This window comes from Nitrospirota bacterium, from assembly GCA_020846775.1.
GTDB lineage: Bacteria > Nitrospirota > 9FT-COMBO-42-15 > HDB-SIOI813 > HDB-SIOI813 > RBG-16-43-11.
Genome location: JADLDG010000048.1, coordinates 1 through 15,209, shown reverse-complemented (window position 1 = coordinate 15,209; position 15,209 = coordinate 1). Strand labels below are relative to the sequence as shown.

Genomic DNA, 15,209 nt, shown 5'->3' with positions numbered 1-15,209 from the left:
GGATAATATAACAGTGGAAGGGGATTTGATAACCCCTATAGCCATGACTGAGGGTTTGAGGTTTGCCGTTCGCGAGGGCGGAAAGACTGTAGGGGCAGGGGTCGTAACCAAGGTGATCGAGTAAAGTCAGCATTATGCAGTTTTAATAGAGGATAAAAATATGAGGGATATAATTACATTAGCATGTACAGACTGTAAGAACCGCAATTATTCTACAACAAAAAATAAGCGCAATACACAGGAAAAATTAGAGATTAAAAAATATTGTCCCTGTTGCAGGAAACATACAGGACATAAAGAAGTCAAGTAGCTTTTTTGGCTTACAGGCCAGTAGCTCCAACGGCTAGAGCACCGGTCTCCAAAACCGGGTGATGGGGGTTCGAATCCCTCCTGGCCTGCCAGTTATTTGGATAAAGGATTAATAAATGTTTGCTAAGATAATTGAAAGTATCAAGGTGTTTGCAGAGGAAGTCAGGATAGAATTAAAGAAGGTGACCTTTCCGACTAAGGATGAGACATTGGGTACGACTGCTGTTGTGCTGGTGCTCGTATCATTAGCAACTGTGTATTTATGGGTAATTGATGTTGCATTGTCAGAGATAATAGCAAAGATTCTGCCATAATTCAGGGGAGTGCGAGGACGTGATGACAAAAGAGTGGTTTGTATTACATACCTATTCAGGATTTGAAAACAAGGTCAGGGCCGGTATTAATGAAAGGGTTGAGACCCTCGGGTTAAAGGATAAGTTTGGGCAGATACTTATTCCTACAGAGAATGTTGTAGAATTAAAGGAAGGCAAGAAGAGGGTTGCTACGAAAAAGGTGTTCCCGGGCTATATATTAATTGAGATGGAGATGTCAGATGAGACATGGAACCTGGTCACAAATATCCCAAAGGTGACAGGGTTTGTCGGAGGCGGGGGCGCCCCTTCGCCTTTGTCAGAGAAGGAGATTGAACACATTATCCAGCAGATGGATGCAAGTGTTTCAACGCCGAGAAGCAGGGTGCAATTCAGCAGAGGAGACGCTGTCAGGATTATTGTTGAGCCATTTTTGGGATTTAATGGTACTGTAGACGAGGTTGACCTTGATCATGGTAAGGTAAAGGTGTTGGTTAGTATATTTGGCCGTGCAACACCGGTGGAACTGGATTTTCTTCAGGTTGAGAAATTATGATAGAAGGGGGAAGGTGATTTATGGCAAAAGAAGTTATAAGAAACATTAAACTGCAGCTTCCTGCAGGAAAGGCTAATCCTGCACCACCAGTTGGACCGGCGCTAGGTCAGCATGGTGTCAATATTATGGAATTCTGCAAGGCATTTAATGCAAAAACTCAGGGTCAGGAAGGCACCATAATTCCTGTTCTGATAAATGTATATTCTGACAGGTCATTTGATTTTATATTAAAGACTCCTCCGGCGTCTGAGCTCTTAAAGAAGGCAGCTGGAATTGTCAAGGGGTCAGGTACTCCTAATAAGGATAAGGTAGGAAAACTGACTGCTGCACAGGTTCGTGAAATAGCTAAAAGCAAGATGTCTGATTTGAATTGTCATGACATAGATGCAGCATACAATATAATTGCAGGGACAGCCAGAAGTATGGGAATAGAAATTAGTTGAAGAGTAGGCAGTTTACCGGGTAATAGTCATTATATAAGGAGTTAGAAAATGGGTAAGAAATATGAGGCAAGTCTTGAGAAGGTTGAAAGAAATAAGGTGTATACCCTGGAAGAGGCAATCAAGGCGGCCAAGGAAATTGCATGGGCTAAGTTTGACGAAACGGTTGATCTGGCTGTCCGTCTTGGTGTGGACCCGAGGCATTCTGACCAGATGGTTAGAGGGGCGGTTGTACTTCCTCATGGAACCGGGAAGAGTGTGAAAGTGGTGACCTTCGCAAAGGGTGAGAAGGAGAGGGAGGCGAGGGATGCAGGCGCAGACTTTGTTGGAGCGGAAGACCTTGCTGAAAAAATAACTAATGGCTGGCTTGATTTTGATTTTGCAGTTGCTACTCCGGATATTATGGCGCTGGTCGGTAAGCTCGGTAAGATATTGGGGCCGCGTGGTTTGATGCCGAATCCCAAGCTTGGAACTGTGACTTTCGAGGTAGGCAAGGCTATTCGCGATATTAAGTCAGGTAAAGTTGAATACAGAGTTGACAAGACTGCTATTATTCACGTCCCTGTCGGAAAGGTCTCCTTTGACAGCAGGAAACTCTTCGAAAATGCTATTTCTGTTATGGAATCTATTGTTAAAAGTAAACCGGCTACAAGTAAAGGACGTTATCTTAAGAGCATAACTGTTTCTTCTACAATGGGGCCGGGTATTAAGGTAGATCCTGTAGCAGTAGGTAACCTGTTTGAGTAAGTTTAAATGCATTAATATATCAAAAATTAAATATCAAAAATCAAAAATAATGATAAGTTAATCCTGCCGGGAGCCGGGATTGATATCTGCAAGGGATGGTTATAAGGAAATAACGGCTATTGCAAGGTCATCAGTATCATTAGTATTTGATTTTTGTTAATTGATTTTGTGTTGTTTGTCTGAGAAAGCAGGTGTCTGCTGACTTAATTGAACCATATCGGTTCAGCCTGCCGAGACTTTAAAAACGGGAGTTCAAATATCCTTTCTCGGCAGATTATTCTACAGAGAAAGGAGGGATAAATCTTGGCGGTACAATCCGGTAAAAAAAATAAGGCAAAGTTAATAAAAGATCTGAATGATAAATTCAGTCGCGCAACGTCGGTAATTCTTACTGATTATAAAGGTCTGAATGTAAAAGACCTGTCAGATGTTCGCAATCGTCTGAGGGGCTGCAGTGCGGAATATAAGGTGGTAAAAAATACCCTTGCGCTTCGTGCAGCAGAAGGCACTGGTGTTCAGGGTCTGAATGATTACTTTACGGGTACTACAGGTGTGGTCATGAGTTATGGTGATATCGTCACACCGATGAAGACCCTGCTCGATTATTCGGGCAAACTCGCCGCTTTCAAGATAAAGGCGGGTGTGCTGGAAGGGGCTGTGCTGAGTCCGGCGATGATTAAAGAAGTTGCGAATCTTCCTTCAAGGGAAGTCTTGCTCAGCAAGGCGCTCGGCAGCATGATGGCGCCTATGTCAGGACTGGCGTCCACGTTACACGGAGTCTTAAGGCAGTTTGTCTACGTAATTAATGCAGTGAAACAGTCTAAAGAAAACTAATAATAAAGGAGAAGAAAATGGCAGAGAATTTAACGATAGAAGATGTCCTTACATTTATAGATAATATGAAGGTTTTGGACCTGGCAGAGTTTGTAAAAAAGATTGAAGAGAGATATGGTGTTTCTGCTGCAGCTGCTATGCCGGTTGCGGTTGCAGGTGTTGCTGCAGGTGGTGGTGGGGCAGCAGCAGTTGAAGAAAAGACCAGCTTTGATGTGATATTAAGCAGTGCAGGCGACAAGAAGATCCAGGTAATCAAGGTTGTAAGGGAGTTGACCAATCTGGGACTCAAGGAGGCCAAGGACCTCGTTGATGGCGCCCCTAAGACTGTTAAGGAAGGTGTATCAAAGGAAGACGCAGAGGCTATGAAGGCTAAACTTGTTGAGCAGGGTGCGCAGGTGGAAATAAAGTAAATAACGGGTGAAAGGGTCAAGGGCCGCGGCGATATCTGTTTTTGCCTGCCCGCTCCCTTGACTCCTTAAACCTGTTGATGACTTAACACTTTTATTTTAAGTTTTTCTGGGGGTAAGTAAAAATATGAGTAATCCCATTATTAAAGGTTGTATAGAAAGAAAAGATTTTTCAAAACTTCCTTCAAAAATTGAGATTCCTGAGCTATTGGAGATTCAGAAAAAATCATTTGAAAAGTTTCTTCAGAAGGATGTAGCTCATGAACACAAGGAGGAAATGGGACTGCAGGCGGCGTTCGACAGTGTTTTTCCTATCTCAGATTTCAATGGGACAGCAATATTAAGATTTACTGAATATTCTCTTGGCGAGCCAAAATATGAGATATGGGAATGTATTGAGAGGGGGATGACATTTGCCGCGCCCTTAAAGATCAGGGTTAATTTAGAGATCCTGGAAAAGGATGAAAAAAGCGGCGCCAGAAGTACAAAAGAGGTCAGAGAACAATGGGTCTATCTTGGTGAGCTGCCTCTTATGACAGATAACGGTACTTTTATAATTAACGGAACAGAAAGGGTCGTAGTCAGTCAGCTTCAGCGCTCCCCTGGAACTTTCTTCACGCATGATAAGGGACGGACTCATATAAGCGGAAAGGTGTTGTTTTCAGCAAGAATAATTCCATACAGGGGCTCATGGCTTGATTTCGAGTTTGACACCAAGGATATCCTTCATGCAAGAATTGACAGGCGCAGGAAGTTCCCTGTGACTATATTGTTGAAGGCTATTGGTTATTCTACGCATGATATATTGAAACTTTACTATCCAATTGAAGATATAGCTATCCGTAATAGTAAATTCTACAGCAAGGTTGATGCAAAAGTTATTAATGGAAGCAGGATACCATATGATATTTTAAGTGAGCAGACAGGTGAGGTTGTTGTTAAAAAGAGCAGCAGGATTACCTATGGAATATTAAAGAAATTAGATAATCAGGGCATAAAAGAAGTGCCGGTGACTGCTGAGGACATGGTGGGCCGGATAATATTTGATGATGTAGTTGACTCATCTACAGGCGAGGTTATCGTCGGAAGCAATACAATTTTAACTGATGTCCTTGTTGAAAAGATATTGCAATCAGGAATAGAAAAGATAAATCTTCTTTATATAGATAATTTTCAGAATTTTACTATCATCAGGGATACGTTATCACATGAAACCATAGAGTCGCAGGAGAGCGCTATAATTGAAATATACAAGAGGCTGCGTCCTGGTGAGAGTCCGACTTCTGAAACTGCAAAGATAATATTTGATAATCTTTTTTTCAATTCCAGGCGTTATGATCTTGCCCCTGTGGGGAGGCTCAAGTTAAATAAGAAGCTTGGCATTGATGTGCCTCTGAGCCAGAGAACCCTTACACCTCAGGACATAGTAGAGACGATACGATACCTTGTTAACCTTAAATCCAACAAGGGTGAGATTGATGATATAGATCATCTTGGAAACAGGAGGGTCAGATGTGTCGGTGAACTCCTGGAAAATCAGTTCCGGATCGGCCTCTCGCGTATGGAGAGGAGCATCAAGGAGCGCATGAATATACTGGATCTTGAGAGCGCCCTTCCGCATGACCTTATTAATGCCAAATCGGTTATAGCCGCTGTAAAGGAGTTTTTCGGCAGCAGTCAGCTTTCTCAGTTTATGGATCAAACGAATCCTTTGTCCGAAATTACACATAAAAGGAGGTTGTCTGCTCTTGGTCCCGGCGGTCTGACGAGAGAGAGGGCTGGATTTGAAGTCCGGGATGTCCATCCGACTCATTATGGCCGCATATGTCCTATTGAAACTCCTGAGGGACCTAATATCGGTCTTATAACGTCACTATCCACCTATGCACGGGTCAATGAATTTGGATTTATTGAATCGCCGTACAGGAAGGTTTTAAACGGCAAGGTTTCTGATGACGTAATCTATCTTTCAGCTATTGATGGTGATAAATATTATATCGCTCAGGCCAATACGCCTGTAAATGATGCCGGTAACATTTTATCAGAAACTGTATCTGCACGTTTTGGAGGAGATTTTGTTACGGTTCCTTCAGATAAGGTCGAGTTTATGGATGTATCCCCTAAACAGATAGTAAGTGTTGCAACATCGCTGATACCGTTCCTTGAGAATGATGATGCTAACAGGGCATTAATGGGATCCAATATGCAGAGACAGGCTGTACCTCTCATACACACTGATGCGCCCCTGGTTGGTACAGGTATGGAGAAAATAGTGGCAAGAGATTCAGGCCGGGTAGTCCTTTCAAAGCGTCATGGAATTGTTGAATATGTTGATGCAAACCGCATAGTAGTCAGGGCTGAGGAAGAAAAGACAAATGAGAAGTCAAAGAAAGAGAGGCATCTGTCTGATGGGATCAGTCTTGATACTTATAATCTTACCAAGTTTAAACGGTCTAATCAGAATACCTGCATTAATCAGAAACCAATTGTTTCAGCTGGCCAGAAGGTTGCCAAGGGAGAGGTGCTGGCAGATGGGCCGGCAACCAGTCAGGGAGAGCTTGCTTTGGGACAGAACATACTTGTGGCCTTTATGCCATGGGAAGGTTATAACTTTGAAGATGCTATTATAATCAGCGAAAGGCTTGTGAAAGATGACAGATACACATCAATACATATTGAAGAGTTTGAGATCGAGTCAAGGGACACAAAACTTGGAAAAGAAGAAATAACCAGAGATATACCTAACGTCAGCGAAGAATTATTAAGAAATCTGGATGAGAGCGGAATTGTCCGTATAGGGGCTGAAGTAGTTCCGGGGGATATACTGGTTGCCAAGGTTGCGCCAAAGGGTGAAACACAGCTGACACCGGAAGAAAAGCTCTTAAGGGCGATATTTGGTGAAAAGGCCGGGGATGTAAAGGATGTTTCTCTGACAGTACCGCCTGGCATTGAGGGTACTGTCGTTGATGTCAAAATATTCTCAAGAAAAGGTGTTGAAAAGGATGAACGTTCAAAGAGTATAGAAAATGATGAGGTCTCAAAACTCCAGAAGGAGCAGCAGGAAGAAATACGTATAATAGAGGATGAGCGCAACAGAAGGCTGAGGAGGTTTTTCATCGGCAAGACGGTTGGTAAGGCCGTAACAGCTTCAGATAAGAAGAAGGTTCTCCTGCCGAAGTCCAGGGAGCTCAGTGAAAATATACTAAAGGAAATAAATGATGAGGATCTTATGGATATCGTGCTGGATAATCAGGATGATATTGATAAGCTCGAGGAGATTTGCAATTATTCACAGCAGCAGACAGAGCTTCTGCAGGCCTTCTATGAGGACAAGATAGGAAGGGTTAGAAAGGGTGATGAGCTGCCGCCCGGTGTGATAAAGCTGGTCAAGGTTTATATCGCAATTAAAAGAAAACTTGCTGTTGGTGACAAGATGGCGGGACGGCATGGTAATAAGGGTGTAGTGTCAGTAATCATGCCGGAAGAAGATATGCCTTATCTTGCCGATGGTACGCCAGTGGAGATGATTCTGAATCCTCTTGGTGTTCCATCCAGGATGAATGTGGGACAGATTCTGGAAACACATTTAGGCTGGGCAGCAAAGGCGCTTGGTATTCATGTAACAACACCGGTATTTGATGGTGCGTCTGAGAATGAGATAATAGACCTGCTCAAGGACGGCGGCCGCTCTGTTACCGGTCAGGCGACATTGTACGACGGCCGTAAGGGAGAGCCTTTTGACAGGGAAGTAACGGTTGGTTATATGTACATGATGAAATTGCACCACCTGGTAGATGACAAGATACATGCCCGGTCTATTGGTCCTTATTCACTTGTTACTCAGCAGCCTCTCGGCGGGAAGGCGCAATTCGGAGGACAGAGGCTTGGAGAGATGGAGGTCTGGGCGCTGCAGGCCTATGGAGCCGCAGCAACGCTTCAGGAATTTCTTACTGTCAAATCAGATGATGTCCCGGGACGTTCAAAAATGTATGAGGCAATTGTAAAAGGCGAGAATTTTCTTACGCCCGGACTGCCTGAATCATTTAACGTGCTGATAAAAGAGTTGCAGAGCCTTGGGCTGGATGTGGAATTGCTTAAGTCCAAGGACGGAAATTAAAGGGGGTCTAAATGGCATTTACAGAGGACAGGGATTGGGAAAAATTGTATAGCCTGTTTGAGAAGCCTAAGGAAGCGGTCTCATTTGATGCAATAAGGATACGTATTGCGTCATCGGAGAAGATAAGGACGTGGTCTCACGGCGAGGTCAAGAAACCTGAGACCATCAATTATCGTTCATTCAAACCTGAGAGAGACGGGTTGTTTTGTGCCAAGATATTCGGTCCTACAAAAGACTGGGAATGTAATTGTGGAAAATATAAAAGGATGAAGCACCGCGGCATAGTCTGTGATAAATGCGGTGTCGAAGTTATCCAGTCCAAGGTCAGACGTGAGAGAATGGGACATATTGAACTTGCAGCCCCGGTTGCCCATATCTGGTTTCTAAAAGGACTTCCAAGCAGGATAGGTAATGTCCTTGATATGACACTGAGACAATTGGAAAAGGTCCTTTATTTTGAAAGCTATATTGTAATAGATCCGGGCCCGGCCAATCTCAATGCGAAGGATGTTCTGTCAGAAGATGAGTACAGAAAGATGCTTCAACAGCATGGTAATGCATTTAAAGCAGGTACAGGCGCCGAGGCTATCAAGGAGCTCCTTGTAAAGATAGATATGGAACAGCTTTATATTGAAGTCAAGTCGAGGATTGAGGAAGCAAACAGTGTTGCCGTTAAGAAGAAACTCAGTAAGAGGCTTAAGATTATAGATTCATTCCGCAAGTCGGGAAATAAACCTGAGTGGATGATTATGAGTGTGATTCCTGTAATTCCACCTGAACTCAGGCCGCTGGTCCCTCTCGATGGCGGCAGATTTGCAACATCAGACTTGAATGATTTATACAGAAGGGTTATTAACAGGAATAACAGGTTGAAAAAACTGATGGAATTAAAGGCTCCGGGTGTCATTATCCGCAATGAAAAGAGGATGCTTCAGGAGGCTGTTGATGCCCTCTTTGATAATGGACGCAGGGGCAGGGTCATCAGGGGTCCGAATAAAAGGCCGTTGAAGTCTCTTAGTGACATGTTGAAGGGGAAACAGGGAAGGTTCAGGCAAAACCTTCTTGGTAAGAGGGTAGATTACTCGGGCAGATCGGTTATCGTGGTTGGTCCTGAACTAAAACTCCATCAATGCGGGCTTCCAAAGAAGATGGCCCTCGAATTATTCAAGCCATTTATATTTCACAGGCTTGAAGAGAAGGGTTATGCTACTACCATAAAGAGTGCAAAAAAGATGGTGGAAAAGGAAAGACCTGAGGTGTGGGACATACTGGAAGAGGTTACTAAAGAGCATCCTGTTCTTCTTAACAGGGCCCCAACTCTCCACAGACTTGGTATACAGGCATTTGATCCAATCCTTATAGAGGGGAAGGCAATAAGACTGCATCCGCTGGTATGTATGGCCTTTAATGCGGATTTTGACGGTGATCAGATGGCGGTTCACGTTCCGCTTTCGGTAGAGGCGCAAATTGAGGCAAGGGTGTTAATGCTGTCTATCAACAATGTCCTGTCACCTGCTCATGGAGCTCCCGTCCTGATCCCGACGCAGGATATTGTACTTGGCTGTTACTATCTGACAAAAGAGCGGTCCGGCGCTAAAGGTGAGGGGAGACTCTTTTCTTCACCTGTAGAGGTACGGATTGCTTATGAGGCAGGTGTAGTTGATGAACATGCGAAGATTAAGATGCGGCACAATGGTGAGCTGGTTGATACTACTGTGGGAAGGGTCTTCCTTAGTGAGATATTGCCGCCCAAACTTCCTTTTGAACTTGCAAACAAGGTTATGAATAAAAAAGAGCTCACCAAGCTTATAGACAGGTGTTACAGAGATGCTGGGGCACGTGATACTGTCGCATTCCTGGACAATATAAAAGAAATAGGTTTTAAGTATGCCACAAAATCAGGTCTTTCTATCTGTATTGGTGATATGCATATTCCTACTAAAAAGGCTGCAATCATAGATGAGGCAAACAAGGAAATCCTGGAGGTTGAGCAGCAGTACTCAGAGGGACTTATTACAAAAGGCGAGAGATACAACAAGGTAATAGATGTATGGGCACATGTTACAGAGATGGTTACGGCTGAAATGATGAGGGAGTTAGGTGGAACCAGCGCTGAAAGGCGTGCATTTAACTCTATTTTTATGATGGCAGATTCCGGCGCCAGAGGAAGTACGCAGCAGATAAGACAGCTCGGAGGTATGAGAGGTCTCATGGCAAAGCCGTCAGGTGAGATTATTGAGACCCCAATCACTGCAAACTTCCGCGAAGGACTGACTGTGTTGCAGTATTTTATCTCCACACACGGCGCCAGAAAAGGATTGGCTGATACAGCGCTGAAAACAGCCAACTCTGGTTATCTGACAAGAAGGCTGGTGGACGTAGCACAGGATGTAATTATCACTGAGATAGACTGCCAGAGTCAGGATGGCATATTCGTTACACCGCTGGTTGAGGGTGGTGAGATAATCGAGCCTATTGAGGAGAGGATTCTCGGTCGTATACCTGTTGATGACATCAGAGACCCTATTACGAATGACGTGATTGTTCCCGCGCGTGAAGAGATAAATGAGGCAAGGGTTGATGCTATAGTTGAAGCAGGCATTGATAAAGTCCTGATCCGTTCAGTGCTTACATGCCAGACTAAAAGAGGTGTATGCATCAAGTGTTATGGAAGGGATCTTGGAAGAGGCGTCCTGGTAGATATAGGAGAGTCAGTTGGAATCATTGCTGCGCAATCAATTGGCGAACCCGGTACACAGCTTACAATGAGAACGTTCCATATCGGTGGTACTGCAAGCAAGGTGGTGGAGCAGACTATTCTCGAGGCTAAACATGGTGGAATAATAAAGTATTCGAATATAAATACAGTCATGAATAAAGAAGGCGACTCGGTTGCTATGAACAGGAACGGGAAGATAATAATTTATGATGAAGAGGGAAGAGAGAAGGAAAAATATTCAGTCGTGTATGGAGCGAGGTTAAAAGTATCAGATAATCAGCAGGTAAAGGGCGGGCAGAAGCTTGTGGAGTGGGACCCTCACTCAATGCCTATTTTGACTGAAGTTGGCGGTAAGGTTGCATTCGGAGATATAGTTGATGGAGTTACAATGAAGGAAGACGTGGATGAAATCACGGGTCTTTCAAGAAAGGTTATTGTTGATTTTCAGGGAACATCTTTGAGGCCAAGGATCTCAATCAAAGATGATACAAATAAGACAGTCAAGATTCCAGGGACAAACACAGTGGCAAGATATCTTCTGCCAACAGGCGCACATATCGTCGTCGAGAAAGGTAACGTAGTTCATCCTGGAGATGTGCTGGCAAAAATACCGCGTGAAATTACAAAGACCAAAGACATTACCGGCGGTCTTCCGAGAGTTGCCGAGCTCTTTGAGACCAGAAAGCCAAAGGAGCAGGCGGTCATCAGCGAGATAGACGGAGTCATAGAATTTGGCGGTTATGTAAAAGGTATGAGAAGGGTTATAGTAAAGAATGAATCAGGTGATATGAAAGAATATTTTATACCTAAAGGTAAACATATAAATGTCCATGAGGGTGATTGGGTTATGGCTGGTGAACCTCTTATGGATGGTTCCGCCAATCCTCAGGATATCTTGAGTATCCTTGGACCGAAAGAATTGCAGAAATATCTTGTCAATGAGATACAGCAGGTATACAGACTGCAGGGCGTTACAATTAATGATAAACATATCGAAGTGATTGTCAGGCAGATGCTTAAGAAGGTCAAGATAGAGGACACAGGCGATACCGATTTCCTCATCGGCAGCCAGGTTGACAAGTTTGCTTTTGAAGAGGAAAATGAAAGGGTCGTTAAGAATGGTGGAAAACCGGCTATAGGGATGCCTGTTCTTATGGGAATAACCAAGGCGGCATTAACGACTGATAGTTTTGTCTCAGCCGCATCATTCCAGGAGACAACGAGGGTTCTTACTGAGGCAGCAGTCAGCGGAAAGGTTGATGAACTTCTTGGTCTCAAGGAAAATGTAATCGTAGGGAGACTAATACCTTCAGGCACAGGGCTTCCATTCTACAGAGAGTCATATTTGATGTCAGTGAGTAAAAAAGAGTCTGATAAACCAACAGAGACTGCAAAATAGCATAAATATCGCTTGACAAATATATCGTTTTCTATTAGTATTGCAAAGTTTTGGTGGGAAACATTATTGTTTAGCTTATTCAAGAAGGAGAGATGGTGCCGACTATAAATCAATTAGTCAGGAAGGGCAGGACACAGGTCAAAGCCAAGACAAAAAGTCCTGCGCTGAAGCAAAGCCCCCAGAAAAGGGGGGTTTGTGTCAGGGTTTATACATCAACACCCAAGAAACCTAATTCAGCGTTAAGAAAGGTTGCGAGGGTTAGACTTACAAACGGCATGGAAGTGACTGCATACATTCCAGGCGAAGGGCATAATCTTCAGGAACATTCTATCGTTCTTGTCAGGGGTGGAAGGGTAAAGGATTTGCCGGGTGTAAGATATCACATAGTCAGGGGAACCCTTGATTCTGCAGGCGTGCAGAAGAGAAAAAGGGGCCGTTCAAAGTATGGGGCGAAGACGCCTAAGTAAAAAGCGGGAGAGGTTTTATTATGCCGAGACATGGATGGGTTAAGCAAAGAGAGACCAGGCCGGATTTAAAGTTTAATGATGTCCTGGTGACGAAGATTATAAGTATTATCATGAAGCAGGGCAGGAAGAGTGTCGCTGAGGGGATATTCTACGGCGCTCTCGATGTGATTAAGGATAAAACTGCTGCAGTGGACCCTGTAAAGATATTCAGGGCGGCAATGGATAATGTGAAGCCGGTTGTTGAGGTTAAGTCTCGAAGGGTTGGCGGGGCTTCTTATCAGGTTCCTGTAGATATAAGGACTCCGCGGCGTAATGCGCTTGCGATCAGGTGGATCGTTTCTTATGCGAGGGCAAGGTCGGGGCGTAATATGTGTGAAAAGCTTGCTGCTGAGATTATGGATGCAGCAAATGGAACCGGCGGTGCGGTAAAGAAAAAGGAAGATACTCATAGAATGGCAGAGGCCAATAAGGCGTTTGCGCACTACAGGTGGTAGGCGTCATCCGGGTTTGGAGGTTTAAGTGTCAAGGCAGTATTCGTTAGAGAAAACCAGGAATATAGGAATAATGGCTCATATTGACGCCGGGAAGACTACGTCGACTGAGCGTATTCTTTTTTATACCGGTGCTTCATATAAGATTGGCGAGGTAGATTCCGGTACCGCTACTATGGACTGGATGGAGCAGGAAAAGGAACGCGGTATTACTATTACGTCTGCGGCTACAACCTGCTTCTGGAAAGATATGCGCATTAATATTATTGATACTCCAGGGCATGTTGATTTTACGATTGAGGTGGAGAGATCGTTGAGGGTATTGGATGGTGCAGTTGCCATCTTTGATGCAGGGCAGGGTGTGGAGCCTCAATCTGAAACGGTCTGGAGGCAGGCAGACAAATATTCAGTGCCAAGGATTGCCTTTATTAACAAGATGGACAAAGTGGGTGCTGACTTTCTGGAGAGTGTTAATTCAATGGTAGAAAGGCTGGGTGCTAATCCTGTGCCTATACAGATCCCGATTGGTGCTGAGAATGCATTCAGGGGGCCAGTTGATCTTATTTCCATGAAGGCAGTCTATTTTGATGATGAGACGCTTGGGGCAAAATTTGTTATTGATGAAATTCCGGAGGAGTTGCGCGGTCTGGCGCAGGAATACAGGGATAAGATGATTGAGCGTCTGGCAGATTGCGATGAAGGTGTTATGGAAAAATATATTGCAGGGGAGGAAGTTACTCCTGATGAGATAAGGCGTGCAATGCGCCAGGGTACTATTGAGATGAAGATAACTCCGGTCCTTTGCGGATCTTCGTTTAAGAATAAGGGTGTGCAGTTGCTGTTGGATGCGGTACTGGATTATTTGCCTTCACCTCTCGATTTGCCTCCTGTAAAGGGGATTGATCCGAAGACGAACGAAGAGGTTGAGAGGCGATCTGATGATAGCGAGCCTTTTTCAGCGCTCGCATTCAAGATTATGACTGATCCTTTTGTAGGGCAATTGACATTCTTCAGGGTATACTCAGGTGTCTTGAATTCAGGTTCTTATGTGTATAATTCTACAAAGGATACCACAGAGCGTATAGGGCGTATTCTTAAGATGCATGCAAACAAGAGAGAGGAAATTAAGACCGTCTACTCCGGTGACATCGCGGCGGCGGTCGGTTTAAAGAGCACCACGACTGGAGATACTTTGTGTGATAAGGACAAGGCGGTAATACTTGAGAGGATGGAATTTCCAGAGCCTGTGATAGGCATTGCTATAGAGCCTAAGACAAAAACAGATCAGGAAAGGATGGGCGTGTCACTTCAGAAGCTTGCACAGGAAGACCCTTCTTTCAGGGTTAAGACTGATGAAGAGACCGGTCAGACTATTATATCCGGTATGGGTGAGCTCCATCTGGAGATTATTGTTGACAGGATGCTCAGGGAGTTTAAGGTTGAGGCAAATGTGGGTAAGCCTCAGGTTGCATATAGAGAGACTATTCGCGGCAAAGTTGAGAGTGAAGGCAAGTATATAAGGCAGACTGGTGGACGCGGTCAGTACGGTCATGTCTGGATTACAGTTGAGCCTCAGGCGTCAGGTGAGGGCTTTGTGTTTGAAAATAAGATCGTGGGTGGAACGGTTCCAAGGGAATATATACCTGCAGTTGAGAAAGGTATAAGGGAGGCCCTTGATTCTGGTGTCCTGGCTGGTTATCCTGTCGTTGATGTCAAGGTGACACTTTTTGACGGGTCATATCATGATGTGGATTCATCAGAGATGGCGTTTAAGATTGCCGGTTCCATGGCATTTAAGGATGGAGCGAAAAGGGCAAAACCTGTGCTTCTTGAACCTATAATGTCTCTTGAGGTTACGGTTCCTGAAGAATATATGGGGGATGTGATCGGAGATATAAATTCCAGAAGGGGAAGGATTCAAAGTGTCAGGCCGAGGTCAGCAGCCCAGATTATAGCTGCTGAGGCGCCTTTGTCAGAGATGTTTGGTTATGCTACGGATCTTAGGTCTTTGACTCAGGGGCGTGCAACGTTTACCATGCAGTTTGCAAGGTATGAAGAGGCTCCCCGGAATGTTTCCGAGCAGATAGTAGCGAAGGTTAAAGGGTAATAAGAAGCAATGAGTAATAAGAAGCAATGAGCAATGAGTGCCGAGCAATGAGTAAGGGGCAAATAAAGTAAGACTTTGGCGTTTCTTACTGTTTTTACTCATTGCTTTCAACCTCATTGCTTCTTATAACTCATTGTTAAATTGCGTACATTGATTAAATTTAGAGGAGGTAGCTGAGATGGCAAAGGCGAAGTTTGAGAGGAAGAAGCCGCATATAAATGTAGGGACGATAGGACATGTAGATCATGGAAAGACTACATTGACAGCTGCGATAACGATGTTATTGCATAAGCGTGGTCTGGCGG

The 15,209-nt window shown here is 44.3% G+C and carries 14 protein-coding genes and 1 tRNA gene; all 15 read left to right on the top strand.

Annotated elements, in window-relative coordinates; genetic code table 11:
• Positions 1 to 124, top strand: a 124-nt coding sequence (tuf, locus tag IT392_07590; GenBank protein MCC6544347.1) for an elongation factor Tu, incomplete at its 5' end; no start/stop codon positions are given.
• Between the two features lie 36 nt (positions 125 to 160).
• Positions 161 to 310, top strand: coding sequence for a 50S ribosomal protein L33 (gene rpmG / locus IT392_07585; protein MCC6544346.1), 150 nt, complete (start codon positions 161 to 163; stop codon positions 308 to 310).
• Positions 311 to 324: 14 nt separating this feature from the next.
• Positions 325 to 401 (top strand) — tRNA-Trp (locus IT392_07580).
• A 24-nt stretch (positions 402 to 425) separates the two neighbouring features.
• Positions 426 to 623, top strand: coding sequence for a preprotein translocase subunit SecE (gene secE / locus IT392_07575; protein ID MCC6544345.1), 198 nt, complete (start codon positions 426 to 428; stop codon positions 621 to 623).
• Between the two features lie 22 nt (positions 624 to 645).
• The gene (gene nusG, locus IT392_07570) at positions 646 to 1,176 is read left to right on the top strand and encodes a transcription termination/antitermination factor NusG (GenBank protein MCC6544344.1); all 531 of its coding nucleotides are present in this window, start codon (positions 646 to 648) and stop codon (positions 1,174 to 1,176) included.
• Positions 1,177 to 1,196: 20 nt separating this feature from the next.
• The gene (rplK, locus tag IT392_07565; GenBank protein ID MCC6544343.1) at positions 1,197 to 1,619 is read left to right on the top strand and encodes a 50S ribosomal protein L11; all 423 of its coding nucleotides are present in this window, start codon (positions 1,197 to 1,199) and stop codon (positions 1,617 to 1,619) included.
• A gap of 48 nt (positions 1,620 to 1,667) precedes the next feature.
• Positions 1,668 to 2,363: a 50S ribosomal protein L1 gene (locus IT392_07560; protein ID MCC6544342.1), complete on the top strand. Its 696-nt coding sequence runs from the start codon at positions 1,668 to 1,670 to the stop codon at positions 2,361 to 2,363.
• Positions 2,364 to 2,666: 303 nt separating this feature from the next.
• Positions 2,667 to 3,197, top strand: a complete 531-nt coding sequence (locus IT392_07555) for a 50S ribosomal protein L10 (GenBank protein ID MCC6544341.1) — start codon at positions 2,667 to 2,669, stop codon at positions 3,195 to 3,197.
• Positions 3,198 to 3,214: 17 nt separating this feature from the next.
• A complete protein-coding gene (gene rplL, locus IT392_07550; protein MCC6544340.1) occupies positions 3,215 to 3,607 on the top strand; it encodes a 50S ribosomal protein L7/L12 in 393 nt (130 codons plus the stop codon).
• 124 nt (positions 3,608 to 3,731) lie between these two features.
• Positions 3,732 to 7,721, top strand: coding sequence for a DNA-directed RNA polymerase subunit beta (gene rpoB, locus IT392_07545; protein ID MCC6544339.1), 3,990 nt, complete (start codon positions 3,732 to 3,734; stop codon positions 7,719 to 7,721).
• Positions 7,722 to 7,732: 11 nt separating this feature from the next.
• Positions 7,733 to 11,839 (top strand): DNA-directed RNA polymerase subunit beta', encoded by a 4,107-nt coding sequence (rpoC, locus tag IT392_07540; protein ID MCC6544338.1) that lies wholly within the window; start codon positions 7,733 to 7,735, stop codon positions 11,837 to 11,839.
• Positions 11,840 to 11,934: 95 nt separating this feature from the next.
• The gene (locus IT392_07535) at positions 11,935 to 12,306 is read left to right on the top strand and encodes a 30S ribosomal protein S12 (GenBank protein MCC6544337.1); all 372 of its coding nucleotides are present in this window, start codon (positions 11,935 to 11,937) and stop codon (positions 12,304 to 12,306) included.
• Positions 12,307 to 12,326: 20 nt separating this feature from the next.
• Positions 12,327 to 12,800: a 30S ribosomal protein S7 gene (gene rpsG, locus IT392_07530; protein MCC6544336.1), complete on the top strand. Its 474-nt coding sequence runs from the start codon at positions 12,327 to 12,329 to the stop codon at positions 12,798 to 12,800.
• Between the two features lie 25 nt (positions 12,801 to 12,825).
• Positions 12,826 to 14,904, top strand: a complete 2,079-nt coding sequence (gene fusA / locus IT392_07525; GenBank protein MCC6544335.1) for an elongation factor G — start codon at positions 12,826 to 12,828, stop codon at positions 14,902 to 14,904.
• Positions 14,905 to 15,082: 178 nt separating this feature from the next.
• Positions 15,083 to 15,209 (top strand): elongation factor Tu (gene tuf, locus IT392_07520; GenBank protein ID MCC6544334.1); only part of this gene is annotated, 127 nt, incomplete at its 3' end.